Source organism: Catellatospora vulcania (assembly GCF_009720385.1).
GTDB lineage: Bacteria > Actinomycetota > Actinomycetes > Mycobacteriales > Micromonosporaceae > Catellatospora > Catellatospora vulcania.
Genome location: NZ_ML769306.1, coordinates 258,981 through 284,530 on the forward strand (window position 1 = coordinate 258,981; position 25,550 = coordinate 284,530).

General features: G+C 71.8%; 22 protein-coding genes. 13 read left to right on the top strand and 9 right to left on the bottom strand.

The features are described from left to right. Positions 1 to 13: 13 nt before the first annotated feature. Positions 14 to 2,323 (bottom strand): CBM96 family carbohydrate-binding protein, encoded by a 2,310-nt coding sequence (locus F6W97_RS14485; protein ID WP_196279142.1) that lies wholly within the window; start codon positions 2,321 to 2,323, stop codon positions 14 to 16. Positions 2,324 to 2,732: 409 nt separating this feature from the next. Here F6W97_RS14485 and F6W97_RS14490 point away from each other — a divergent pair, with 409 nt between their 5' ends. Then, positions 2,733 to 3,062: an STAS domain-containing protein gene (locus F6W97_RS14490; RefSeq protein WP_196279143.1), complete on the top strand. Its 330-nt coding sequence runs from the start codon at positions 2,733 to 2,735 to the stop codon at positions 3,060 to 3,062. After that, positions 3,052 to 3,456: an ATP-binding protein gene (locus F6W97_RS14495; RefSeq protein WP_155370827.1), complete on the top strand. Its 405-nt coding sequence runs from the start codon at positions 3,052 to 3,054 to the stop codon at positions 3,454 to 3,456. The genes F6W97_RS14490 and F6W97_RS14495 overlap by 11 nt, the downstream gene beginning before the upstream one ends. Positions 3,457 to 3,471: 15 nt before the next feature. On the opposite strand, the gene F6W97_RS14500 is transcribed toward F6W97_RS14495, so the two are convergent. Further along, positions 3,472 to 5,016, bottom strand: coding sequence for a PP2C family protein-serine/threonine phosphatase (locus tag F6W97_RS14500; protein ID WP_196279144.1), 1,545 nt, complete (start codon positions 5,014 to 5,016; stop codon positions 3,472 to 3,474). A 206-nt stretch (positions 5,017 to 5,222) separates the two neighbouring features. Between F6W97_RS14500 and F6W97_RS40105 the strand changes: the two genes are divergently transcribed. The 3 genes from F6W97_RS40105 (at position 5,223) to F6W97_RS14510 (ending at position 6,989) form a co-directional block, all read left to right on the top strand. Then, positions 5,223 to 5,519 carry a hypothetical protein gene (locus F6W97_RS40105; RefSeq protein WP_196279145.1) on the top strand — a complete coding sequence of 99 codons (297 nt, stop codon included), beginning with the start codon at positions 5,223 to 5,225 and terminating at the stop codon, positions 5,517 to 5,519. Position 5,520: 1 nt separating this feature from the next. Beyond that, positions 5,521 to 5,925 carry an STAS domain-containing protein gene (locus F6W97_RS40110; protein ID WP_196279146.1) on the top strand — a complete coding sequence of 135 codons (405 nt, stop codon included), beginning with the start codon at positions 5,521 to 5,523 and terminating at the stop codon, positions 5,923 to 5,925. A gap of 425 nt (positions 5,926 to 6,350) precedes the next feature. Beyond that, a complete protein-coding gene (locus tag F6W97_RS14510) occupies positions 6,351 to 6,989 on the top strand; it encodes an N-acetylmuramoyl-L-alanine amidase (RefSeq protein ID WP_155370830.1) in 639 nt (212 codons plus the stop codon). Between the two features lie 114 nt (positions 6,990 to 7,103). On the opposite strand, the gene F6W97_RS14515 is transcribed toward F6W97_RS14510, so the two are convergent. The 3 genes from F6W97_RS14515 to F6W97_RS14525 form a co-directional block, all read right to left on the bottom strand. Then, positions 7,104 to 7,850: a winged helix-turn-helix transcriptional regulator gene (locus F6W97_RS14515; protein WP_230686675.1), complete on the bottom strand. Its 747-nt coding sequence runs from the start codon at positions 7,848 to 7,850 to the stop codon at positions 7,104 to 7,106. 349 nt (positions 7,851 to 8,199) lie between these two features. Beyond that, on the bottom strand, positions 8,200 to 8,964 hold the full coding sequence (locus F6W97_RS14520; protein ID WP_155370831.1) for an SDR family NAD(P)-dependent oxidoreductase: 765 nt from the start codon (positions 8,962 to 8,964) through the stop codon (positions 8,200 to 8,202). A 19-nt stretch (positions 8,965 to 8,983) separates the two neighbouring features. Further along, a complete protein-coding gene (locus tag F6W97_RS14525; RefSeq protein ID WP_155370832.1) occupies positions 8,984 to 9,544 on the bottom strand; it encodes an NADPH-dependent FMN reductase in 561 nt (186 codons plus the stop codon). Positions 9,545 to 9,629: 85 nt separating this feature from the next. Here F6W97_RS14525 and F6W97_RS14530 point away from each other — a divergent pair, with 85 nt between their 5' ends. From F6W97_RS14530 to mhpA, 6 genes are all read left to right on the top strand, one after another. Next, positions 9,630 to 10,106 (top strand): MarR family winged helix-turn-helix transcriptional regulator, encoded by a 477-nt coding sequence (locus tag F6W97_RS14530; protein WP_155370833.1) that lies wholly within the window; start codon positions 9,630 to 9,632, stop codon positions 10,104 to 10,106. Between the two features lie 65 nt (positions 10,107 to 10,171). After that, the gene (locus tag F6W97_RS14535; protein ID WP_155370834.1) at positions 10,172 to 10,444 is read left to right on the top strand and encodes a dsRBD fold-containing protein; all 273 of its coding nucleotides are present in this window, start codon (positions 10,172 to 10,174) and stop codon (positions 10,442 to 10,444) included. Between the two features lie 84 nt (positions 10,445 to 10,528). Continuing rightward, the gene (locus tag F6W97_RS14540; protein WP_155370835.1) at positions 10,529 to 11,983 is read left to right on the top strand and encodes a phytoene desaturase family protein; all 1,455 of its coding nucleotides are present in this window, start codon (positions 10,529 to 10,531) and stop codon (positions 11,981 to 11,983) included. A gap of 1 nt (position 11,984) precedes the next feature. Next, on the top strand, positions 11,985 to 13,418 hold the full coding sequence (locus F6W97_RS14545) for a lipase maturation factor family protein (protein WP_155370836.1): 1,434 nt from the start codon (positions 11,985 to 11,987) through the stop codon (positions 13,416 to 13,418). A 229-nt stretch (positions 13,419 to 13,647) separates the two neighbouring features. Beyond that, positions 13,648 to 16,713 carry an AfsR/SARP family transcriptional regulator gene (locus F6W97_RS14550; protein ID WP_230686676.1) on the top strand — a complete coding sequence of 1,022 codons (3,066 nt, stop codon included), beginning with the start codon at positions 13,648 to 13,650 and terminating at the stop codon, positions 16,711 to 16,713. 87 nt (positions 16,714 to 16,800) lie between these two features. Then, positions 16,801 to 18,426, top strand: a complete 1,626-nt coding sequence (gene mhpA / locus F6W97_RS14555; RefSeq protein ID WP_155370837.1) for a bifunctional 3-(3-hydroxy-phenyl)propionate/3-hydroxycinnamic acid hydroxylase MhpA — start codon at positions 16,801 to 16,803, stop codon at positions 18,424 to 18,426. Positions 18,427 to 18,532: 106 nt separating this feature from the next. On the opposite strand, the gene gnd is transcribed toward mhpA, so the two are convergent. Beyond that, a complete protein-coding gene (gene gnd / locus F6W97_RS14560) occupies positions 18,533 to 19,588 on the bottom strand; it encodes a phosphogluconate dehydrogenase (NAD(+)-dependent, decarboxylating) (protein WP_155370838.1) in 1,056 nt (351 codons plus the stop codon). A 9-nt stretch (positions 19,589 to 19,597) separates the two neighbouring features. Then, positions 19,598 to 21,235, bottom strand: a complete 1,638-nt coding sequence (gene pgi, locus F6W97_RS14565) for a glucose-6-phosphate isomerase (protein ID WP_155370839.1) — start codon at positions 21,233 to 21,235, stop codon at positions 19,598 to 19,600. A 157-nt stretch (positions 21,236 to 21,392) separates the two neighbouring features. On the opposite strand from pgi, the gene F6W97_RS14570 reads away from it, so the two are divergent. Next, entirely contained in the window at positions 21,393 to 21,869 is a 477-nt protein-coding gene (locus F6W97_RS14570) for a DUF5709 domain-containing protein (protein ID WP_155370840.1), read from the top strand. 16 nt (positions 21,870 to 21,885) lie between these two features. Here the strand turns inward: F6W97_RS14570 and F6W97_RS14575 are convergent, their stop codons facing one another. Beyond that, on the bottom strand, positions 21,886 to 24,033 hold the full coding sequence (locus tag F6W97_RS14575) for an alpha/beta hydrolase (protein WP_155370841.1): 2,148 nt from the start codon (positions 24,031 to 24,033) through the stop codon (positions 21,886 to 21,888). 2 nt (positions 24,034 to 24,035) lie between these two features. Continuing rightward, a complete protein-coding gene (gene mddA / locus F6W97_RS14580; RefSeq protein WP_155370842.1) occupies positions 24,036 to 24,788 on the bottom strand; it encodes a methanethiol S-methyltransferase in 753 nt (250 codons plus the stop codon). Positions 24,789 to 24,870: 82 nt separating this feature from the next. Here mddA and F6W97_RS14585 point away from each other — a divergent pair, with 82 nt between their 5' ends. Then, a complete protein-coding gene (locus F6W97_RS14585; RefSeq protein ID WP_230686677.1) occupies positions 24,871 to 25,455 on the top strand; it encodes a TetR/AcrR family transcriptional regulator in 585 nt (194 codons plus the stop codon). Positions 25,456 to 25,550: the final 95 nt, after the last annotated feature.

The window sequence follows — 25,550 nt, forward strand, 5'->3', positions numbered from 1 at the left end:
AGCCGCGGGCCGGTCAGCTCGGTCCGAAGGAGACGGTCAGCGTGGGCTTGTTGGTGTTCTCCCGGCTGTGCAGGCGCTGCTCGTAGCCCACGGCGCCCTCGGCGGCGTCACGGATGAGCAGCCCGTGGTTGCCCGCGGAGTACAAGCCGGCGACCTGCGGGGTGACGGTCCACTCCGCCCAGCCCTTGACCGCGGGCGCGGTGGCGGGATCGCCGGTCGAGGCCGGCTGGTTGCGCCAGGTGACACCGGTCTCGGTCCACGGCCCGGCGAGCCGGACGGCCCGCAGGGTGCGTGTCCCGACGACCGAGGACAGGTACAGGCGCAGTTTCGCGCTGGTGACCTTGCAGCCGGCCGGCAGGCTCGGCAGCGCGAAGTGCACGAGCGTACGCGCGTCGGCCTGGGCCTTGCTGCGGACCTTGAGGATCGCGTCCTTGCCGAAGTTCGTCGTGGACCAGCTCGTCGTGATCCACGTGTCGTAGTCGGCGGTCCTGGTCGCCGTGGCCGGGCAGGCGACCGTGCCGTTGACGGTCACCGACGCCTGGTCGTCCTCGGTGGGCACGCCGTTGCCGGGCGTCGAGTCCGCGTCGGGCTGGGCCGCGGCGGAGACCTGCGCGGTGTTCACCTTCTGCCCGGCGGTGGTGATCCGGCCGACGAGCTGGAGGCTCGCCGTCGCGCCGGCGGCCAGTCCGCCGACGGACCACACGCCGGTGGTCGCGGCGTAGGTCCCCTGGCCGGGGGCGGCGGACACGAAGGTCACACCCGACGGCAGCTGGTCGGTGACGGCCACGCCGGTCGCCGGGGCGGGTCCGGCGTTGGTGACGCGCACCGTGTACGTCACGTTCGAGCCGACCGGCACGGCGGTGGCGGACGCCGTCACCGTGACCGACAGGTCGATGGTCGGCGCCGGTGGCAGTCCCGCGCCCCAGTCGCGTACGTACACGTCGGCGTGGGCGTCGGAGTCCTCGGTGCTGAGGTTGTCCGCCACGGACTCGAAGGCGATCAGCTTGCCGTCGCCGGAGATCGACGGGTGCGTCGACCGGTCGTCGCCGCCCGCACCGCCGGCACCGCTCGCCCGGCTCACGAAGGCGGTGGTCTGGGCCTGCAGGTCCCGGACGAACACGTCCGGGCACGGCCGGTCGACGCCCTGCGCCGGGTCGTGGCAGTTGTCGAGGTCGCTGCCGCTGAGGTTCAGCGCGCGCGAGGTGAAGGCGACGTACCGCCCGTCGCCGGAGATCGACGGCTCGGTCGAGGCCAGCGCCGCCACCGCACCCGCGGCCCCGTCCGCCCTGCTGGCGAGGGTGGTCCGGCCGTCCTGCAGGTCCCGCACGTACACGCTGGGGGTGTCGAAGGTGTCGACATCGTCGGCGCTGAGGTTGTACGCGTCGGAGCTGAAGGCGACGTGGCGCCCGTCGGCGGAGATCGACGGGCAGAGCGAGGGCCCGCCGAACGCGATCGCGCCACCGGCGCCGTCGGCCCTGCTCGCGTAGCTCACTGTGCCGCTCTGCAGGTCGAGCACGACGACGTCGTGATAGCCGTTGTTGTCCTGCGGCGAGCGGAGCTCCTCGGTCTCGTAGGCGACGAACCGCCCGTTGCCGGAGATCACCGCCGGGCAGGGCACGTTGCGGTCGATGGGCGGGGTGCCGTTGCCGATGTACACCGTGGCGCCCGCCGACAGGTCGCGCACGAAGAAGTTGGTGCAGGGGTGCGGATCACCGCCGAAGGTGGAGCACTCGTTCACGTCGAGGTCGCTGAGGTTCGCGGCGAGCGAGGTGAAGGCGACCCTGGTCCCGTCGGCGGAGATGGACGGGGTGAAGGAGCCGCCGTCGGCCGCGGCGCCCTGCGCGCCGTCCGCCCTGCCGACGAATGTCGTCGTGCCGGACACGAGGTCGCGTACGAAGATGTTGGAGCAGGGTCCCTCGCCGTCGAACCACACTCCGGTGCAGATGTCGTTGTCCTGCGTGCTCAGGTTCGCCGCGGTCGACCGGAACGCCACGTGACGCCCATCGGCGGAGATCGACGGATCCGCGGACGGGCCGTCGGCAGCCGCTCCCGCGGCCCCGTCGGCCCGGCTGACGTAGCTCGTCTCGCCGGTCTGCAGATCCCGCACGAAGACGTTGGGCTGGCCGTTGTCGTCCTGATCGCTGAGGTTGTCGGCGTCGGAGACGAAGGCGACGAAGCGGCCGTTCGCGGAGATCGACGCCATCGTGGAGTGGCCGTTGCCGGCCGCGCCGGCGGTGCCGTTCGCGCGGCTGGCGAGGATGGTGTCGTAGGCGGCCGCGTGCGCCGGTCCGGCCTGTATCGCGACGAGTGCCGCCGCCAGCACGGCCGCCAGGCCGGCTCGTGCCGGCAGCCGGTGCCGGATGACGGACGTCGGGTGTGGTCGTCTCCCGCGAGGCGCCCGACACGCAGCCCCGGGTTTCGCAACTGACATGGGCACGGCTCCGTTCAGCCCATGCGGCATCCACGCGCATGGACGGGTCTGGTCGAACATGCTCATGATCGGCATGTATATACGTACAGTAATGGACCGAATACCGTACGTTTCGGCGACACACCCGGTGCCCTGACCTGCCGATCAGCCGCAATCCGCACCGGTCGAGGCCACCCGGAGCGGCGCACCGTCCGCCGAGTCCGGAACACGTCTGCCGCTCCCCCGGCCGTGGGATGCGCTCACGGCACGGAGGTGCGAAGATGTCGTGATCGTGCGCTCCGGCTAGCTGGGTGGTGAAGTGGTGCCGTTCCGTTTCAGCGCGGAGCCGCAGTCGGACTGCATCGTGCTGCGCCTGTTCGGCGACTGTGACCTGTCCAGCCTGCCCGAGCTGCAGCAGGCGATCTCGTCCTCGCTCGCCGATGCGGCAGCCGTGCAGATCGATCTCTCCGCCGTCGGGTTCCTCGACTCCAGCGGCATCCATGCCATGGTCACCGGATACCGCCACGCCGAGCAGCACGGACGCGCGCTGTACGTCACCGGAGCCAGCGGCATGGTCTCGCACGTGCTGAAGCTGACCGGAGTGGCCGAACTGCTGGCCCCGCCGACCCCGGAGCACGGCCATGAGCACTGAGCCGCCCGCCTTCGCCGCCGAGCCACAGCGCATCGCCTACCGCGAGGCCGGCGACCTGGGGACGCTGCGCACCCACGTCACCTCGTACGCCGAACGGGCCGGCCTGCCCCCGTTCCGGTCCGGGCTGCTCGCGCTCGCCGTCAGCGAACTGGCCACCAACACCCTGATGTACACCGTCGGCGGCGGCACGATGGTGCTGTGGGCGGAGCCGGGTGCGATCGTGTGCGAGTTGCACGACCAGCGCCCCGTCGGCGGCCGGCCGGCGACCGCCCGGATGCCGGCGGCAGACGCTCCCAGCGGGCGCGGGCTGGCGATCGTGGACGAGGTCTGCGACGAGGTGCGCACCTACCGCACCGAGCAGGCGACCGTGGTCCAGGTGCGGATGCGGCTGTGACCGTCGCCCGCCAGGTCAGCGCCCCACGCGGGCGGCCAGCACGCAGGTGTCGTCGTGCGGGTTCGACGGCGGCAGCAGCGTGGCCAGCGGTGGTGCGGCAGGGCCGCTGAGCACTGCCAGGGCCCGGCTCACCTCCTGCAGTGCCTGGTCGCTGTCGCCCTCGCGGCGTTCGACCAGGCCGTCGGTGTAGAGCAGCAGCACGTCCTGCGGCCGCAGCCGCACCCGTCCCAGCGGGTACTCGGCCTGTGCCGAGGCGCCCAGCAGCAGCCCGTCCAGCCAGGGCAGCGGCTGGGCCTTCCCGGCACTGCCGAGCAGCGGCAGGGGGTGACCGGCGCGGCCCCAGACCAGCATGCCGTCCGCCGGGTCGTACACGGCGATGACGGCGGTGGCGGTGGTGTTCAGCTGCAGGCACAGCGTGTTCATGTGGCGCAGCAGCTGAGCGGGGTCGCCGATGCCGACCGAGGTCCACGCGGTCAGCGAGTAGCGCAGGTGGGCCATGGCGGTGGCCGCGGGCAGGCCGTGGCCGACCACGTCACCGACGGCCAGCAGCACCCGCCCTGCCGGCAGGGTGAGCGCGTGGTACCAGTCGCCGCCGACGCGGACCGAGTTCTCGGCCGGCAGGTAGCGCACCAGCGCCTGCACGCAGCCCAGCTCGACGACATCCTCGGGCACCGGCTGGATGATCTGCTGCAGCCGCCCGGCCAGCCGGTGCTCGGCCAGCGTGGTCAGCTCCTGGGTGTGCAGCTGCTCGCGGAGCCGGTGCATCGTGCTGCGGCTCGTCTCCCGGGCGGTGACGTCCTGCACGACGCCGTACACCTTCACCGGGTGGCCGGCCGGGTCGCGCGCGGTGTCGGCGACCAGCCGCAGGTGCTTGACCCCGTCCCCGATGCGCACGCGCAGGGTCAGGTCGGAGACGGTGCCGCTGTCGAGGATCTGCCAGGTCGTCTCCCGCAGCGGACGGTCCTCCTCGATGATCATTTCGGCTTGCGCGCGGCGGCTCAGCGGGCCGAGTGCCGGGTCGCGTTCGAAGATCCGGTACATGCCCGGCGACCACGTCGTCTCGCCGGTGGTCAGGTCGGTCTCGCCCCAGCCCAGGCCGCCCAGCGTCTCGGTCTGCTCCAGCCGCCGCAGGTCCTCGTCGAGCCGCTGCCAGTACACCAGCAGGCCGCCGCAGGCCCGGTGCACCGTGATGTCGAACAGCGACGTCGCGATGATGCCGGCCTGGTCGGCGGTGTACCTGAAGTCCGGCAGCCGGCCGGGCGTGCCGTCGGCCAGCACCTGGTGGTACAGCTGCCACAGCGGCTCCCCCACCAGCGTGGGGTACAGCTCGGCCATGGTGCGGCCGACCCGGTCCTGCCCGCTGCGCCCGCCGACGTCGTCGGCGCGCGTGCCGACCGCCGCGATCCGGAAGTCGACCACCGTCGCCTCGGCGTCGACCACCGGAAGCAGCCAGCTGCAGCTGGCCGGAAGCCCGGACAGCAGCTCACGCACGAACGGCGTGGCCGCCTCGCCGGTGGGCATGCCCGAGGGCTCCGACGCCCGGCCTGCTGCCTCGATCACGCTGCCTCCTCCACCACGCCCTCGGCACATGAGCCTAGTGGTGCGGGCGGGGCATGGCACTCGCCGAGAAGTGGGGCTCGCACAAGTTGTTTCCTGCCAACAGATGCGGTGTGGCGCGTCATACTTGACGATGATCATCTTTTCTTGCGCTCATCGCAGGTCTGTGCGAATCTCGTCGAGTGAGTACGCGCAGGGTTACCGCAGACGTGAAGGCAGTGCTGGCAGCTGTGCCGAACCCGTCCGCGGCGTCCAGCAGCGATGCGGTGCTGGCGGCGCTGGCGGACGCGCATGCCCGGCGCGTGCAGGCTGAGGAAGAGATCCGGCTGCTGCTCGCCTACGGCCGCCAGTTCGTGTACCCGCACCCGTACACGTTCGGTGAACTGGCGTCGGCGTCGGGGATGTCGGTGTCGGGAGTACGCACCGCATTCGGCCAGCAGGACATCGACAAGGTCGCAGTGGCGACCGGCCTGGAGCCGGTGCCCTCGGAGGGGGAGGAAAGTTGACGTGGAGACATCCGGCGTCGACTTGACCGGCAACGACCCGAGCGAAGCGGTCGTGGCCGTGTCCGGCGAAATCGACCTGGCAGTCCGCGACGACCTGCTCGACACTCTTCATACGGCGATCCGCAGCGCAGGAGTCGCCAGGGTCGTCGTCGACCTCAGCCAGGTCTCGTTCATGGACTCGACGGGTCTGCATGTCCTGATCGCCGCCCGCGAACGGGCACACCGTTCGGGCGTCGGCTTCCGCGTCGCCGGGGCTACCGGGATCGTCCGCCGAGTGCTGGCGGTCACCGGTGTGCTGGATCTGCTGACCGGCGAGACCGACGCGGACTCGGACGAGCCGACGGCGGGAACCCCCGGCAACGCGACACCCCCGGCAACGGACGACACCTTCCTCCATCGCAACTGAGCACGCTGTTGACGGCCGCGGCGACGCCGCCGATCGATGCTTGCGGGCCGGATACCGGTGACGGCGTGCCGTGGCGTTGCCATCGCGGCTAGGTCCGCAGCAGCGCGTCCCGCACCAGGTCCCGGCCCGATGTGGACCATCCGCCAGCAGCCGGGCCAGGCGGACCGGCGCTGGGCCGCACGCTAGGAAGAACTCTTCGAAGCTCATGCCCTCTGCCACACCAGGTATGAGTCCGCGAGGCGCCTCAACTGTCGACGGGCCCGCCAAGTTCGGCCGCGCAACCAAGCCGGGCGACGGCCACGTCGGACTCGAAGATAATCGCCGGATTGCAAAACTTTCTTGCAAGACATCTTCATCGATACATCGAAATGCTATATGTTCAGTCGCTCCAGGTCTCCTCGTTCCCCCACCCGAGAGGCGCACACATGATCGGCAACTCCGGCGCGCGCCGCCGAACCCTGCTGGCCGCGGCGGCGGGCATCGCCGTGGCCCCGTTCGCGGCCGGCCCGGCCTTCGCCGCGGTTCCCAAGGTCTACATCGACCCCGGGCACGGCGGCACCGACGCCGGCGCGGTCGGCAACGGCCTGCAGGAGAAGACCCTCACCCTCAACATCGCCCTGCAGACGCGCGACATCCTGAAGGCGGGCTGGAACGTCGACGTGCGCATGTCGCGGACCACCGACATCACCCGCAGCCTCACCTACCGCACCGACGACGCCAACGCCTGGGGCGCCACGATCTTCGTCAGCATCCACATCAACGCGGGCGGCGGCACCGGCTTCGAGAGCTACCGCTACCCGGGCACTGCCGGCAACACCGCCCGCCTGCAGAGCACCCTGCACAGCAACGTGCTGTCCCAGATGCGCTCGGTCGCCGCCGTGACCGACCGTGGCCAGAAGACAGCCAACCTCCACGTGCTGCGCGAGACCGCGATGCCCGCGGTGCTCACCGAGAACCTGTTCATCGACACCGTGGCCAACGCCAACCTGCTCAAGCGCGCCGACTTCATCACCGCCACCGCCCGCGGCCACGCCAGAGGCATCGCCGCTTTCCTGGGCATCTGACGCCGGCCGGGAGCCGGCACCAGGCCCACCACGGTGTGACGACAGACGAGGGCTCCGGCTGTTGCCGGAGCCCTCGTGCGTGATACGTCAGGCTTGAAGTTCCCGCGCTTGCGGTCAGCCGGCCAGGTTGAGGTCGACCAGGAGCGCGTCGGCGAGGCTGGACCCCAGGTCCTCGGACAGCTGGGGGCGCGACGACGGGAGCACGAACTTGTAGCCGACCTGGCGCACGGTGCCGATCATGGCTTCGTACTCGGAGCCGAGCTTGGCGCGCAGCCGCCGCACGTGCACGTCGACGGTGCGGGTGCCGCCGAAGTAGTCGTAGCCCCACACCTCGCGCAGCAGCTGGTCGCGGGTGAAGACCCGGCCCGGGTGCTGCGCAAGGAACTTCAGCAGCTCGAACTCCTTGTACGTGAGGTCGAGGTGCCGGCCCTTGAGCTTCGCCGCGTAGGTGTCGGGGTCGATGGTCAGCTCGCCGCCGCGGATCACGCCGCCGGCCGCCGCGCTCGCGGAGTGCAGACGCCCGGTCGCCACGCGCAGCCGCGCCTCGACCTCCGCCGGACCGGCGGTGGCCAGGATGACGTCGTCGACGCCCCAGTCGGCATTGACGGCGACCAGGCCCGCCTCGGTGACCACGGCGATCAGCGGCACGCCGAGGCCGGTCGCGTGCAGCATCCGGCAGGTGGCACGGGCCTCGGAGAGTTCGGAACGCGCATCGACCAGGACCGCGTCCGGAGTCGGCGCCGACACCAGGGTGCGCACGTCACGGGGCGCGGTGCGCACGGTGTGCGGAAGCAGGTCGATCGCGGGCAGGACGGCCGATGGTTCACCGGCACGTGCGGTCACCAGAAGCAGGATTTCCACGGTTAGCCTCCGTCGTTCGCGGTCTGCACCGAACGGGCCACCGCGGGGAAACGGTGCCGTGTCGGTCCCGGCGTCACTGACGGGTGATTAAGGCATGAGCATAACCGAGGTTGCGGTAAAGGCCAGCGATTGATTTCTTTGTCACTACAGCCTTTGCGCTGGTATTCCAGGCAGTTTTCCGGCATGTTTCCGAGGACGCCCGCCCGGATGGGATCTACGCGGCGCGCAGCCGGGTCGAGCGGGCCTGCGTCCGCTTCGCCGCCGAGTTCGGGCAGCGTTCGGGCGGGGGCGTCGGCCGCCCCCACCCGAACGTGGCCCGGTCCTGTTCACGCCCGGGTTCCCGGCCGCCTCACCAGGCGGTCGAACCGCCGTCGACCGGGTAGTTCGCGCCGGTGATGTACGCCGCCCGGTCCGATGCGAGGAACGCTGCCAGTTCCACGACCTCCTCGGGTCGGGCAAAGCGCTTGAGCAGTGTCTTGGCGGTGATCGCATCCCGGGCGGCCTGATCGTCGCCCAGGTCGCGGTCGCTGAGCGGGGTCAGGGTCGGCCCCGGGCTGATCGCCACGGCACGGATACCGTGGCGTGCGCCTTCCAGCGCGAGTTGCCGGGTCATGCCGATGACGCCTGCGTTGGCCGCACTGTGGGCGACCATCGGCGGAACCTCCCCGGCGACCATGCCGGCCATGGACGCGACGTTGATGATGACGCCGCCGCCGCGCTGTACCAGGTGCGGCCACGCGAACTTCGACACGAAGAACGGGATGTCGAGTTCCCCGGTGATGGTGGTGCGCCAGTCCTCGACCGAGAACTCGGGCATCGGGCCGAAGCGGACCATGGCGGCGTTGTTGTAGACGACGTCGAGCCCGCCGTACACGGCGGCGGCGTCGTCGACGGCACGCCGTACCTGCTCCGGATCGGTGAGGTCGACCGGTGCGAGGCCGGTCATCTCTCCGCCGCCGCGACGGACGAGTTCGACCGTCTCGTCATTGGCCTCGGTCCTGATGTCGAGCCCGACGACTCTTGCGCCTTCGCGTGCGAAGACCAGCGCCGAAGCACGTCCCAGTCCCCCGCCGCTACCGGTCACCAGCACGACCTTGTCGTCGATCGTTCCCATGAGACTCCTCCCGTCCCGGTCAGTTGGCGCGCAGCGGCGCGAGGGCTCTGCTCCAGGTCACCACCTGGTCGAGGGTCGTATTGAGCGCGTCGCGCTGGAACTGGCCGGGCTTGAACACGCTGAAGTTCTCGAAGTCGGTGAACAGCGACAGCGCCACCTGCGATCGCACGTCGGCCAGTTGCAGCTCACCGGCGATCAGCCGCAGGTGCTCCACGGCCCGGGCGCCGCCCAGCGAGCCGTAGCTGACGAAGCCGACGGCCTTGTTGTTCCACTCGCCGTACAGGAAGTCGATCGCGTTTTTCAGCGCGCCGGAGGTCGAGTGGTTGTACTCCGGCGTCACCATGACGAACCCGTCGAACGACGCGATCCTGCTCGCCCACGCCAGGGTGTGCGGCTGCGTGTACTGCCCCATCGAGGGCGGATACACCTCGTCCAGGTGCGGCAGCTTGTAGTCGACCAGGTCGACGAGCTCGAACTCGGCGTCCGTGCGTTCCTGTGCGACCTCGTACACCCACTGCCCCACGGCCGCCCCGTTTCGTCCGGGCCGGGTGCTGCCGATGATGATCCCGATTCTGGTCATCTGCGGTTCCTCCTGAGCTATGTACTTGCTTCGTCAAGCAAACATAGCGCCGATACTTCCTTCGTCAAGCAAGTAAGCTGGAGATATGTCAGCCGTCACAGCGCACCCGACGTCGGCCACGGACGGGCCGCAGCCCTTCAGCGAGGATGAAGACGCCCTGGTCCGGGCCCTCAGCCGCCTCATGTACGCCCTGCCCCGCGCCATCGACGCCGACATGGTCCGCGAGCAGCGGCTCCCCTTCACCGAGTTCCTCGTCCTGAAGCACCTGTCCGAAGCGCCCGACCGCCGGCTGCGGATGAGCGAACTCGCCACCGCCAGCGAGATGTCCATCAGCGGCATCAGCCGCATCGTGGGCCGGCTCGAAAGCGAGGGGTTCGTCCAGCGGGTCAGGAGCGAGCACGACGCCCGCGGCTGGAACGCCGTGCTCACCGACGCCGGCCTCGCCCGCCTGGCGCAGGCATGGCCGACCAACCTGGCCTCGGTGCGCCGGCACTTCCTCGACCACCTGGCCGGACTCGACCTCAAGACGCTCGCCGCAGCCCTGCACGACGTCGCCACCTGAGCAAGGCCGTCCGGGCGGAGCACAGACGCGAGGCAGAATGGTAGGGGCGCCCCAGGAGGTGGACGATGCCGAAGAAGACGCGCTGGGTCATCGACCTCGACATCGAGGAGCTTGAGGAGGAACGCAGCACGCACGCGGTGGCGAGGCTGCACCGCGACGGAACCAGCCTGGAGGGCACCGGCACCGCCCACCGCCATCCCCGCGACCTGGATCTGGCGCGCGTCGGCGACGATCTTGCGGCCGCTCGGGCCCTGGTCGAACTCGCCAGCCTGCTGCAGACCGACGCCGGGCAGGTCCTGGAGAAGTTCGGGGCGACGTCGCCTCCGCCGGAGGCCTGATCCGGCGTCGAACAGTGTGACCGGACCGGAACCCGGGTACTCAGCACGTCGAACGCTCGTGCTCCGCACAGGACGGCTGGTGCGATGGCTGGTGGCGGTGTAGACGGCGTCGACGCGGTGGTGGTGGGCGCGGGACCCAACGGGCTCGCCGCGGCGGTGACCCTCGCGAGGGCCGGTCTGCGGGTGAGCGTCCACGAGGCCGCCGGCACCGTGGGCGGCGGGGCGCGCACCGAGCAGCTGACGCTGCCGGGCTTCTGGCACGACCCGTGCTCGGCCGTGCACCCGCTGGGCGCGGGCTCGCCGGTGCTGCGGTCCTGGCCCCTGGACCGGCACGGCCTGCAATGGCTGCACCCGGAGGTGGCGCTGGCGCATCCGTTCCCGGACGGCACGGCGGCGACGCTGGCCCGTTCCGTCGCGCAGACCGCCGCCTCGCTGCAGGCCGACGCCGAGCAGTACCGGCGGCTGGTGCGCCCGTTCGTGGGCCGCTGGGACGAGCTAGCGCCGGACGTGCTGCGTCCGGCGCTGGCCGCACCGCCCCGCCATCCGCTGCTGCTCGCCCGGTTCGGGATACCGGCCGCGCTGCCCGCCGCGGTCCTGATGCGCTGGTTCCGCGGTCCGCGCGCGCGGGCGCTGTTCGCCGGGCTCGCGGCGCACACCACCTCGCCGCTGGGCTCGCCCGGCACGGGCGGCGTGGCGTTGACGTTCGCCCTGGCCGCGCACTTCGTCGGGTGGCCGCTGGCGCGTGGCGGGTCGCAGTCCATCTCCGACGCCCTGGCGGCCCATCTTCGAGAGCTGGGCGGGCAGGTGCACACCGGGCACCTGGTGACAAGCCTCGACGAGTTGCCGCGGGCGCGGGCATACCTGCTGGACGTCGTGCCGCAGCACCTCGCCGGGATCGCCGGCGCCCGGCTGCCGGAGCGCTACCGCGACCGGCTGCGCCGGACGCGACCCGGCCCCGCCGTGTTCAAGATCGACTATGCGTTGGCGGGTCCGGTGCCGTGGACCTCGCCCGCCTGCCGGCAGGCCGGCACCGTGCACCTCGGCCCGTACGACACCGACATCGGCGCGGCGCTGCAGGCCGTGCACCACGGCAACGCACCGGACCCGCCGTTCCTGATCACGTCCCAGCCCAGCCTCTGGGACCCCTCCCGCGCCCCGGCCGGCAAGCACGTGTTCTGGGTGTACGCCCACGTGCCCAACGGCTGGACCGGCGACCTCACGCCGGTCGTCGAGGCGCAACTCGAGCGGTTCGCACCCGGGTTCCGCGACCTGGTGCTCGCCCGGGCTGTCGCCGGGCCCGCCGAGCTGCAGCGCCGCAACCCCAACTACGTCGGCGGCGACATCGCCGGCGGCAGCTGCGAAGGCCTGCGGCTGCTGTTCCGGCCGGACTTCACGCCTGTCCCCTACGCCACCCCGGACCCGGCGGTGTTCCTGTGCTCGTCGTCCACGCCGCCCGGCCCCGGCGTGCACGGCATGTGCGGCTTCCACGCCGCCCGGGTCGCGCTGCGACGGGTCTTCGGCGTACACCTGGAGAGCTGACATGGACTGGCTCACCGCGCCCGAATACTGGTGGAGCCGGCTGCTGTTCCAGCGCGGCCTGGCCGCCGTATACCTGCTCGCGTTCCTGGTCGCCGCCAACCAGTTCCGGGCCCTGCTCGGCGAGCACGGCCTCACTCCCGTGCCGCGGTTCCTCGCCCACACCCCCTGGCGGCGCGCGCCGAGCCTGTTCCACCTGCGCTACTCGGACCGGCTGCTCACCGCGGTCGCCTGGACCGGCGTGGCGGTGTCCGGCGCGCTGCTCATCGGCCTGGGCGACCTGGCGCCACTGTGGACCGCGACGGTGATGTGGCTGCTGCTGTGGCTGCTGTACCTGTCGATCGTCAACGTGGGCCAGGTGTGGTACGCCTTCGGCTGGGAGAGTCTGCTGCTGGAGGCGGGCTTCCTGGCGATCTTCCTCGGCAACGCCCGGGTCGGCCCGCCGGTCGTGATGCTGTGGCTGCTGCGCTGGCTGCTGTTCCGGGTCGAATTCGGGGCCGGGCTGATCAAACTGCGCGGTGACAAGTGCTGGCGCGACCTGACCTGCCTGAACTACCACCACGAGACCCAGCCCATGCCTGGACCGCTGAGCTGGTGGTTCCACCACCTGCCCCGCCCGCTGCACCGCGCCGAGGTCGCCGCCAACCACGTCACGCAGCTCATCGTGCCGTTCGGGCTGTTCCTGCCGCAGCCGGTCGCGAGCGTGGCCGCCGGGCTCATCATCGTCACCCAGCTGTGGCTGGTCGCGTCGGGCAACTTCTCCTGGCTGAACTGGATCGCGATCGTCCTGGCAGCCTCGGTGCTGGATCTCTCCCCGCTGCTGGGCAGCGGCACCGCCACGACCGGACCCGGCTGGCACCAGGTGCTCGTGCTCGCCGCCGCGGCGCTGGTGCTCGCGCTCAGCTACCGGCCGGCCCGCAACCTGTTGTCGAAACGCCAGCTGATGAACGCCGGCTTCGATCCGTTGCGCCTGGTCAACACCTATGGCGCGTTCGGCCGGGTCACCAAGGTCCGCCACGAGATCGTCATCGAGGGCACCGACGAGACCGACCCCGGGCCGCAGACACTCTGGCGGGAGTACGGCTTCAAGGGCAAACCCGGCGATCCCCGGCGGCTGCCACGGCAGGTCGCGCCGTACCACCTGCGCCTTGACTGGCTGATGTGGTTCGCCGCCATGTCCCCGCCGTACGCCCACCCGTGGGTGCCGGCCCTGCTCGGCCGCCTGCTCACCGACGACCGGACGGTGCTGCGGCTGCTCCGAACGAACCCGTTCCCCGACAAGCCGCCGACGTATGTGCGGGCGCTGCTCTACCGCTACCGGTTCACCACGTCCGCTGAGCGGCGCACCACCGGCGCGTGGTGGCACCGCACGCTGGTCGGCGAGTACCTGCCGCCGGTCACCTTGACGCACGGCGTCCGGTCTCCACATGCGCCCTGACGGCCGGATAAGAGCGCTGACCTGCGGACCCGTGGCTACTACCAGCAGGTGCAGGCGCTGGTCGGCTACTTCGGAAACGGCATCGTCGACACCACCGTGTCGACTGCGGGGTTCCATCTCCCGTCAGGCGGCCTGGCCTGGTAGGCCCTTTCGATGGTCGGGCCGGCGCACACGCGGACCGTCTCGCTCGGCACACTCATTAGGATGACGCCGTGGACACCACAGCCTCATGACTCAGATCGTCTCCGTGCCGGAGCTGAGCGTGGGCGTCCTGGGGCGGCTGGAGGTCCGGCGGGCCGGCCGGCCGCTCACCGTCGGCAGCCCGAAGCAGCGGGCGCTGCTCTGCCTGCTGCTGATCCGCCCGGACCGGTTCGCCACGGTCGACTGGCTGACCGACGCGCTGTGGGACGGCACGCCGCCGCCCAGCGCCGAGACCACCCTGCGCACCCACGTCGCGGGCCTGCGCCGCGCCCTCGAACCGGATCGTGCGGCAGGCGCGGCATCCGCGACCCTGCACAGCCGGGACGGCGGATACCTGCTCGACGTGGACCCCGACGCCCTGGACCTGGTCCGTTTCGCAGCGCTGACCGGGCGGGCCGCCACCGCGTACGGCGCGGGCGACGCGGCCGCCGCCGAACGCGACCACACGGCGGCGCTACGGCTCTGGCGGGGCGACCCGCTGCCCGACATCGCGGACCTGTCCGCCGCGCAACCCGAACTGGCTCGCCTGCGCGGGCTACGGGTACAGGCCGAGCAGGGGCGCCTCGCGGCGGCTGTCGACGCCGGCGGGCACCTGCGCGTGCTGGCCGAGTTGCAGGCGTTCACGGCTGCCCACCCGCTGCGGGAGGACGCGACGGCGCTGCTGATGCTCGCCCTGTACCGCTGCGGCCGCCAGACCGACGCGCTGGCCGTGTTCACCGAGACGCACCGGCTGCTGTCCGCCGACTTCGGGATCGACCCCGGCGAGCGCCTGCGTGCCATGCACCGGGCGATCCTGGCGCAGGACCCGGCACTGGACAGGCACAGCGAGGTGATCCCACCGTCCGCTGCCGAACCAGCCGCGCACCCACTGCCCGGACGCACGTCCGAACTGGACACCATCGCCGCCGCCGTCGCCGGGGCGGCGGGTGGCGCGGGCCGGGTCGCGCTGGTGGCCGGCGAAGCCGGGATCGGCAAGACCACGCTGGTCGCCCGCGCCGCGGCGGCGGCCGCGCAGGGCGGTATGCCGGTCGTGCGGGCGCGCTGCCCCGCGGTGGGCCAGGCCCCGCCGTTCTGGATCTGGATCCAGGTCGTGGGCCGGCTGGCCGATGCGCCGGGCGCGGACGACACCGCCCTGGCCGCGCTGGGCGCGCACGCCCCCGACGACACCCAGGGCAACGACCCCGCCGCACGGTTCCGGCTGTACGAAGCCGTCGTGCGGCTCATCGCCGCCTCGGCACGCGAGCACGGCCTGCTGGTGGTGCTCGACGACCTGCACGCCGCCGATCCCGATTCGCTCCTGCTGCTGCGCTACCTGGCCGGGGCCCTGGCCTCGACACGGGCGCTGGTGCTGGCCACCACGCGGCCGTACCAGCACGATCCCGGGCTGGTCGCCACCACCGCGGAGCTGGCCCGCACGCCGGGCTTCACCCGCCTGGACCTGACCGGCCTGAACGAGGCCGCGATCACGACACTGGTCCGCCGGGAGACCGGCGCGGAGCCGGCCCCCGGCGCGGTCGCGGCGCTGCTCGGACGCACCGGCGGCAACCCGTTCTTCGTCACGGAGCTGCTGCGCCACGACGGTGCGGGCGAGCTCCCGCCGACCATCCGGGACACGCTGTGCCTGCGGCTGGACGCGCTGCCGGCGGTGACGCGGCAGAGCCTGGAGGTGCTCGCCGCCGCCGGTCACGGTCTGGAGCTGCGGGTGCTGGCCGACGTGCTCGGGCGGCCCGCCGCGACGGTGGCCGAGGAACTGCTGCCGGCGTACGCGGCCCGGCTGGTCGCCGAGGACGGGCCCGGCCGGGCCGGGTTCGCGCACCCGCTGTTCGCCGAGGTCGGCTACGCGACGTTGAGCCCGCCGCGCCGGGCGCTGCTGCACGCGCGGCTCGCCGGCGCGCACGAGCGGCTGGGCGGGGCCGCGCCCGCCGAGATCGCCTACCACTACGGCCGCTGCGCCGGGCTGGGCCACGACGCCGACCACCTGCACTGGCTGCTGCGCGCCGCCGACGACGCCACCCGGCGGCTGGCCTATGAGGACGCGCTGGCCCATCTCGACCTGGCCGCCGACCGGCTGGCCGCCGGCGCCGAGACGGCCGCCGAGGAACTGGCCGTGCACCTGCGACGGGCGGCGCTGCTGCAGGTCACCGTCGGCATCGGCAGCGACGCCGTGGACCGGGCCTGCGTACGCGCACGTGAGCTGCTCGGTCTCGTCCCGGCGGGCACGGACCTGGCCTCGGCGCGCTGGGTGCTCGGCGAGCTGGCCGCCAACCGGGCCGAGTACGCGATCTGCCTGGAGCTGGCCGAGCCGCTGGCCGCCGACGCCGACGGCGCCGTGCTGACCCGCGCGGCGGGCTCCTACCTGCTCGGCGCGGCCTGCTACTTCCAAGGCAGGCTGGCCGAGGCGGAGCAGCACCTGACCACGTCGGCGGAGCTGCTGTCCGGCATGGACGCGCGGGTGCTGAGCCGGGAGGTGGCGCGGCGGCCGGCGCTGGCCGCGTACAACTTCCGGGCGCTGGTGCGGTCGCTGCGGGGCGAGCGGGTCGCCGCCGAGGCAGACCTCGTCGCGGCGGCGGCGCTGGCGGAGCGGCTCGACGACGCCTACGGCCGGGCCAACGCGCGGCTGTACGCGGCCTGGCTGCAACTGCAGGAGCTCGACGCGCCGGCCGGGCACGCCGCCGCACTGCGCTTCCGTGAGCTGGGCCTGGCCCACGGCATGCCGCACTTCGTCACCACGGCCGAGGTCTTCGCAGCGTGGGCGGCGGTGTACGGCGGCGACGCCGCCCAGCGGCCGCGGATGCGCGCGGCGTACGAGTCGCTCTACCGGCTGGGGCTGCGCGCCACGCGTACGGTCACCCTCAGCGCGATGGCCAACGCCCACCTGGCCGTCGGCGACCGTGACGGCGCCGCCGAGCTGGCCGCCGAGGGCCTCGCCCTGGCGGAGCGCACCGGCGAGCGGGTGCTGCTCGCCGAACTGCTGCGGGTGCGCGCGGTCGCGACGGGTGAACCCGAAGGGCTGCGCGCGGCCGCCGCCGTCGCCGCGGAGCAGGGCGCCCGGCTGCTCGCCGCACGGGTCGCCGCGTCCGTCGAGCAGGGGTAGCCGGGCCTCCACGCGGGCTCCACGCCGCCTCCACGCGGGGATGGTCGGCTGGACGGGCACCGATCCCCCACCTGTGAAGGAGTCACCGTGTCCTCCCCCGCGAGCCCCACCGACGTCGACGTGCTGATCGTCGGATGCGGGCCGGTCGGCGCGCTCACCGCGAACCTGCTCGGCCGGCGTGGTGTCCGCACGCTCGTCGTGGAGCGCAGCCGCGAGCCGCACGGCCAGCCCCGCGCCTTCTCCTGCGACGACGAAGCACTGCGCATCTACCAGCAGGCGGGCCTGCTGGCCGAGGTACACGACGGCATGCGCACCGCGCCGCTGGTGGACTACACCGATGGCAACGGCCGGCCGTTCGCCGAGATCGCGCTGTCCGAGGTCGACTTCGGGCTCGGGCATCCGCCGCTGCAGTTCTTCGACCAGCCCCGGTTGGAACACGCGCTGCGCACCGGCCTGGACCGGTTCCCGCACGTGTCGCTGCGCCTGGGCGTCGCACTGGAGGCCCTGCACACCGGCGACGACGGCGTGACCGCGCGGATCCGCGACCTCGACACCGGCCTGACCCGGCAGGTGCGCGCCCGGTACGTGCTGGGCTGCGACGGGGCGCGCAGCACGACCCGCACGCTGGCGGGCATCGAGCTGCGCGGGTCCACGTACGCGGAGCCGTGGCTGGCCGTCTCCGGTGAGCTGCCGCCGGAGGCGGTGCGGCTGGACCGGACCCGGTTCGTGTGCGACTGGCGGCGGCCGGCGTTCGTGTCCCCGGCCGCGGACGGCGGCTACCGGCTGGAGTTCATGCTCCGCGGCGGGGAGACGGCCGCGCAGTTGGAGCAGCCCGCGGCGGTGGCGGAGCTGGTCGCGCCGTATGTGGACCCGGACCGGTTCCAGGTCCGCCGGGCCGCCGTGTACACGTTCAACCACCTGGTCGCCGACCGGTGGCGGGCCGGGCGGGTGTTCCTGCTGGGCGACGCCGCGCACCAGATGCCGCCGTTCATGGGCCAGGGGCTGTGCAGCGGCCTGCGCGACGCCGCCAACCTGGTCTGGAAGCTGGACCTCGTGCTGTCCGGGCTGGCCGCGCCCGGCCTGCTCGACACCTACGAACAGGAGCGCCGCCCGCACACCGAGGAGATGGCCGCGATCACGGTGCGGGTCGGGCGGGTGTTCCTCGCGCGCAACCGCACCGGTGCGAAGCTACGGGACGTGCTGCTGCGCGGCGTGCAGCTGGTGCCGCGGGTGCGCCGCTTCGTGCGGCACTTCGAGTTCAAGCCGCTGCCGGTGCACCGCCACGGCTGGCACGTCGGCGGCCGCCCGGCGGGCACCATGTTCCCCCAGCCGCGGGTCGCCGTGCCCGGCGCGACGAGCCCGGTGCCGCTGGACGACGTCCTGGGCGGCGGGTTCGCGCTGATCGGGCCGCAGGTGAACGCGGCGTTCGCCGCCGATCCGCACTGGCGCGGCCTGCCGGTGCGGTTCGTCCGGCTCTGCCCCGCCGGGACGGCCCCGGCGCTCGCGGACGGCGACTACCACGAGGTGGCAGATGTCGACGGACACCTGACGGCCTGGTTCGCCCGGCACCGCGCGGGTGCCGCGCTGCTGCGTCCCGACCGGTTCGTATACAGCGCAGCCCTGGGGACCGCCGCGACCGACCTGGGCCGCGCGTTGGCCGCCGCCCTGCGGGCCGAGAGCCGGGAGCCGGTCGCACCGCCGCGCGTCGGCTGAGCGGCAGCGGACACGGCCGGGCGGCAACGCTCGCCCGGCCGTCGACGCGGGCCGGTCACCACCACATCGTGTCAGCCGCCGCGCCGCCCTCACGCCGACCCCGGACCTACTGGTGACCTCCCGGCTTCTTCCTGGCCTTCTTCTCCGCGTGGCCGCCGAACTCGCTGCGCATCGCCGAGAGAACCTTGCCGGTGAACTCGCCGAGCCCCCGGGATTCGAACCGCTCGTACAGCGACGCGGTGATGACGGGAGCCGGCACGCTCTCGTCGATCGCGGCGATGACGGTCCACCTGCCCTCGCCGGAATCGGAGACGTGCCCGGCGAAGTCGTCGAGTTGCGGGGAGCGGGCCAGCGCGGACGCGACCAGGTCGACCAGCCACGATCCGACGACCGACCCGCGCCGCCACACCTCGGCGACCTCCGCGACGTCGATCTCGTACTGGTAGGCCTCGGGGTCGCGCAGCGGAGCGGTCTCGGCATCCACGATGTGGTCGAGCTTGCCGACGTCGGCCCCCTTGATGATGCTCAGACCCTCGGCGATGCCGGCCATCATGGCGTACTCCACGCCGTTGTGGACCATCTTGACGAAGTGCCCCGCGCCGTTGGGCCCGCAGCGCAGGTAGCCTTCCGGCGCGGTCCCGCCCTTGCGGGTGCGGCCGGGGGTGGGCTCGACGTCGCCGACGCCGGGCGCGATGGTCTTGAAGATCGGGTCCAGCCGGTCGACGACCTTCTGCTCACCGCCGATCATGAGGCAGTATCCGCGTTCGAGTCCCCAAACCCCGCCAGAGGTCCCGCAGTCCACATAGTCGATCTTCTTCGCGGCGAGCTGCCGGGCCCGGTCGATGTCGTCGCGGTAGTAGGAGTTGCCGCCGTCGATCACCACGTCATGCGGTGCGAGCAGCCCGGCGAGTTCGTCGAGCGTCGACTGCACGATGGCCGCGGGCAGCATGAGCCATACCGACCGCGGCTTGTCCAGCTTCGCCACGAGATCGGCGAGCGAGGTCGCGCCGACCGCTCCCTCGGCCTCCAGCTCGGCGATGGCGGCGGCGTTGACGTCATACACGACGCAGTGGTGCCCGTCGCGCATGAGGCGGCGGACGAGGTTGGCGCCCATCCGTCCGAGACCGATCATGCCCAGCTGCATGGGTTTGGCCGTAGCCATCGCCTGCTCCTATCCCTTGAGGCGGCGGTAGTGTCGGATGAGGGCGTTCGTCGACGAGTCGTGGTTCAGGTCCGGCTCCGCGCCGGCGGTGAGTTCGGGAACGATCTGGGCGGCGAGCTGCTTGCCGAGTTCCACACCCCACTGGTCGAAGGAGTCCACGCCCCAGACCGCGCCCTGCGTGAAGACGCTGTGCTCGTACAGGGCGATCAGGCAGCCGAGCAGGTGCGGGGTCAGCTTCTCGGCGAGCAGGACGTTGGTGGGGCGGTTGCCCTGCATCACCCGGTGCGGCACGACATCGGCAGCGGTGCCCTCGGCCCGTACCTCGTCCTCGGTCTTGCCGAACGCCAGGGCCTGGGCCTGCGCGAACACGTTGGACGACAGGATGTCGTGGTGGTCGCCGAGCGGGTTCAGGCTCTTGCCGAAGCCGATCAGGTCGACCGGGATCAGCCGGGTGCCCTGGTGGATCAGCTGGTAGAAGCTGTGCTGGCCGTTGGTGCCCGGCTCGCCCCAGTAGACCGCCCCGGTGTCGTAGTCGACAGGGTCTCCGGCCAGGGTCACGTGCTTGCCGTTGGACTCCATCGTCAGCTGCTGCAGGTAGGCGGGGAACCGCTTCAGGTACTGCTCGTAGGGCATGACGCCGACGGTCTGCGCGCCGAAGAAGTTCGCGTACCAGACGGCCAGCAGGCCCATCAGCGCCGGCAGGTTCTCCGGCAGCGGCGCGGCGCGGAAGTGCTCGTCCATCTCGTGGAAGCCGGCGAGCAGGTCGCCGAACTGCTCCGGGCCGATCGCGAGCATCGTGGACAGCCCGATCGCGGAGTCCATCGAGTAGCGCCCGCCGACCCAGTCCCAGAAGCCGAACATGTTCGCGGTGTCGATGCCGAACTGCGCGACCTTCTCGGCGTTGGTGGAGACCGCCACGAAGTGCTTCGCGATCGCGTCCTCGGCGCCCAGCCGGGAGACGAGCCAGTCGCGGGCGGAGTGGGCGTTGGTCAGGGTCTCCAGCGTGCCGAAGGTCTTGGAGGAGATGATGAACAGCGTCTCGTCGGCGGACAGGTCACGGGTCGCCTCGACGAAGTCGGTGGCGTCGACGTTGGACACGAAGCGGAACGTCAGGTCACGATCGGTGTAATGGCGCAGCGCCTCGTACGCCATGACCGGCCCCAGGTCCGAGCCGCCGATGCCGACGTTGACGACGTTCCTGATGCGTTTGCCGGTGTGGCCCTTCCACTCGCCGGAGCGCACGCGCCGCGCGAAGTCGGCCATCCGGTCGAGCACCTCGTGGACCTGCGCGACGACGTCGACGCCGTCGACCACCAGCGAGCTTCCCTTGGGCATACGCAGGGCGACGTGCAGGACCGCGCGGTGTTCCGAGACGTTGATGGGCTCGCCCCGGAACATCGCGTCGCGGTGCTCGGCCAGGCCTGACTCCTCGGCGAGGCGCACCAGCAGGCGGAGCGTCTCGTCGGTGATCAGGTTCTTCGAGTAGTCGAGGTAGATCCCGCCCGCCTGCGCGGTCAGCCGCTCACCGCGGCCGGGGTCGGCGGCGAACAGTTCACGCAGATGCCGCCCGGCCAGCTCGGCATGGTGCGACTCCAGCGCCTGCCATGCGGCACGGTCTCGAAGCGGGGTGCTCGGCGTTCCAACCATGAGAACACGTTAAGCAGACTATGGCCTGATTCACGAAGTTCTCACAGATTCGCAGCAGTTCAGGGGCGTACGCGAAGCACGCGACGACCCCGAAACGGGCATCCTCCGCGATATGCTGGCATTTACCGGCGACACCGGGTCGGGCCGGGGAGGTGTCATGAGCCAGGACGGCGCGCAGAGCGACAGGATCGACGGCGTCGGCGAATGGGACGAGGTCGAGGACGACGGCGTGCTCGACGCCTCCGACACGCTCGACGGTGATCCCGTCACCGATCCTCTCGACACGGGCGTGGCACCTGCCGACCGCTGGTCCGGGGCCAACCGCTTCGGCACGACCCCGGCCGAGGCACTCGCCGGCGAGTCCCTCGAACAGCATCTCGCCGAGGAGGAGCCGGACATCGACCCGTACGCCGAGCCCACCTACGTGGACGAGGACGAGCTGATCCGGCGGGGCTACGAGCGGGAGCCGCGCGCCGGCCGCCTGGTCGCCGACGACCAGGGCTTCGGCGAGGACGACCAGCCCGACTCGGTGGCCTGGGACGTCGGCATCGACGGCGGCGGCGCCAGCGCCGAAGAAGCCGCGATGCACGTGGTGGACGATCCCGACGGCCCAGGCGAGGGACCTCTGGATTGAGGCCCCCCGTCCGCCGTCAGAGCAGCTCTGCCAGCATCCGTGCCGCGTGTGCGGCGCCATCGCGCTCCACCGGCCGGTAGGCGACCTCCCGCCCGATCTCCTCGGCGATGGCCTTGGCCAGCACCTCCGGCGTCAGGTCGGCGTAGTCGAGGCGACGGCCTGCTCCGTATCGCTCCAGCCGGTGCGCCACGTGGAAGTTCTGCTCGAAGTGGTGGCGCAGCGGGATGTAGATGAAGGGGCGGCGCGCCGCGGTCAGCTCCATGCACGTGGTCAGACCGCCCTGCACGACCGCCAGGTCGCTCGCGGCCAGATGCCGGTGCAGATCAGGCACGAACGCGCGTACGTCCAGGCCCGCCACCGGCTCGACCATGGCCGGGTCGATACGCGGACCGGTGACGACGAGCATCCGCAGCCCCGGCACCAGCCGGGCTGCCTCGCCGTAGGACTCCACGACCCGGCGCAGCAGGTGGTGGCCGACCCCGGACCCGCCGACGGTCACCACGCAGACCCGCTCGTCCGGCCGGTAGCCGAGCTCGGCACGCAGCGCGTCCCGGTCGGCGACGGCGGCGGGGTCGAACCCGGTGACGTATCCGGCGAACTCGTAGTGCTCGCGCGTCCACTCCCGGATCATCGGCAGATCGGGGCCGAACCGCTCGTCCACCACGTCGTCAGGGCTGCCGACGAAGATCGCCCGGTCCCTGATCCGTGGATACCGTGCGATGTGTTCGATCATCTCGGCGTTGTAGTCGGCCGTGACCAGCGCCTCGCGCGGCCCGCCGTCGGGCATCGGCAGGAACCCGACGAAGTCGGTGAACCAGGCGTACGCGAACCGTTTCAGTTCGGGGTTCTCGTGCAGGAAGTGGTCGACGTCCCAGGCCTCGTCGCCGACCACGAGGTCGTAGTCGGTGTCGTGGACGACGTCGTGGAACACCATGAAGTTCGCGAGCAGCACCTCGTCCATGCGCCGCAGCGCCTCGAAGCAGTGCAGGTCGTGTTCGCCGGCCTCGGCCTCGATGTGCGCGGACTCGTTGGCCAGCCACCGGCTCGCCGGGTGCAGCCGCTCGCCGGCCTGTTCGAGGACCTGGGTCACCGGGTCCTGGGCCAGCCAGTCGATCTGCACGTCGGGATGGCGCCGCCGTAGTTCCGCGGCGATGGCGACGTCGCGGCGGGCGTGGCCCAGGCCGATCGGCGAGCTGAGGTAGAGCACGCGCTTGCGCCGGTGCCCGAAACGCGACCAGGTCCGCCGCTGCGAGGCGGGGGTGCGGAAGCGCTGGGCGAAGTCGTGGATGAGCAGGTTCACCTTGACCGGGTCGCGGGCGAGCGGGATGTGTCCGGCGCCTTCGAGGGTCACCAGGTCGCCGCCGGTCAGTTCGGCGAGGACCCGGCTGCGGTGGATGGAGCTGATGTGGTCGTCGTCGCCGTGGATCAGCAGGACCGGGCTGGTGGTGCGTGCGCACCAGTCGGTGAGGTCGCGGTTGTCGGGCCAAGGGGCGTGGCTCTTGGCGATGAGCACCTCTCCCGTGGTCCCGCGGCCCCAGCCGACGCCGTCCTCGATCTGCTTGGTGGAGTGGGGTTCGCTGAAGCACTGGCCCATGAAGAACCAGAGGAAGTCGTCGTAGTTCTCGATCCAGTACTCGCGGTTGTATTTCAACCACTGCTCAGGCGGGTCGCTGCCGAGGACCGGCACGCGCGACGGTTCGAGGACGGGCGACGGGCCGTCGACGCGGTTGTAGGCCGCCCGCGGCGTGTCCGGTGGTGAGGCGACGGGCACCGTGGGCCCGATCAGGACGGTCCCGCGGACCCGGTCGGGGTGGTCGGCGGCGAGCCCGAGTGCCCAGTTGGCGGCCATGGACAGGGCGACCGGGACCGCGCGGGCGGTCCCGGTCGCGTCGAGGACCTTCAGCGCGTACGCGACCTGGGCGTCCTGCGCGTAGGCGGCCGGGTCGAGCGGGCGGTCGGAGCGGCCGTTGCCGGGGCCGTCGTAGACCACGACGCGGTGGTGCCGGGCCAGGTAGGGGATTTGCGCCTTCCAGAACCGCTTGTCGATGACGGTCCAGGTCGGCATGAGCAGGACGGTCACCTCGCCGTCGCCGTACACCTCGTAGTGGATCCGCACGCCGAGGTGTTCGACGAAGCCGTCCGCGTCCGCCTCCCGTGCCCGCATCGTCAGGCCTCCACCTGCTCGGACAGCCGCCGCGCCCGGGGCACGAACCGCGGCACCTGCCGGGCGTAGCGCTCGTACGGCTCGCCCAGGCTCCTACGCAGGTCGTGCTCCTCGAACCGCACGGCGATCAGGATGTATCCGGTCGCCGCCGCGGCGAACAGCAGGTGCCCGGCGCTCATGTCGGGGGTGGCCCAGAAGGCGATGATGAAGCCGACCATGATCGGGTGCCGGACGATCCGGTAGAGCAGCGGCTGCCGGAACCCCGGCTCGGCGTAGGCGGTCTGGCGGGCGCGGGCGAGTGCCTGCCGCAGTCCGAACAGGTCGAAGTGCCCGATGACGAACGTGCTCAGCACGAGCAGCCCCCAGCCGAGCCCGCACACCGTCCACAGCAGCACGCGCAGCCAGCCGGTCCCGACCGACCAGACGTCGGCGGTCAGCGGCCGCCACTGCCACAGCAGCAGGCCGACGGCGAGACTGGACAGCAGCACGAAGGTGCTGCGCTCGATCGCGGCGGGCACGAAGCGGGTCCACCACCGTTTGAACCACGGCCGCGCCATCACGCTGTGCTGGACGGCGAAGACGCCGAGCAGGCCGGCGTCGATGAGCACGGCGAGCCACGCCGGGCCGGCGGCGCCGTCGTCGACGCCCTTGGGCACCAGCGCGTTGGCCAGGAAGCCGATCGTGTAGACGATCGCCGCGAGGAACGCGGCATAGGCGAGCACGCCGTAGGCGAGCGCCAGAATCCGCCGTACCATGGGATCCTCCTCGTCGTTCGGTCGACCGACCGAATCGCCGGTACGTTAACATTCGGTCGACCGACCGAGCAAGGGGTATCGATTGACCACGGCATCGATGAAGATCATGGAGTCCGCCCGGTCGTGCCTGCTGTCGGAGGGATACGCGAACCTGTCCACCCGCAAGGTCGCCGACCAGGCGGGCGTCTCGCTCAGCCAGATCCACTACCACTTCGGCGGCAAGCAGGGCATGGTCCTGGCACTGCTCGATCACGAGAACGAGCGCCTCGTCGACCGGCAGCGCCAGATGTACGCCGCGTCCGAGCCGCTGTGGAGGCGGTACGAGCAGGCGTGCGACTTCCTCGACGACGACCTGGCCTCCGGATACGTGCGGGTGCTGCAGGAGATGATCGCCGCGGGCTGGTCCGACGCACTGGTGGCCGAGCGCGTGCTCACGATGCTGCAGGGCTGGATGACCCTGCTCGAAGAGGTCGCCGGCGAAGCCGAGCAGCGGATCGGCTCCCTCGGCCCCTTCACCGCCGCCGAGCTCGCGGTCCTGGTGGGAACGTCGTTCCTCGGCGGCGAGGCGATGATCCTGCTCGGCGACAGCGGCTGGACCGAACGCGTCCGGACGTCACTGCGCCGTGTCGGCGACCTCATCCGCGCCTGGGAGACCCGGGCCGACTGATCCCGTAAGCGCGCCCAGCCGAGGACACGCCGGCGCACCCCGTCCTCGCGGCGATGAACCCCGCGATGTCCGACAGATCGGCATTGACACATATG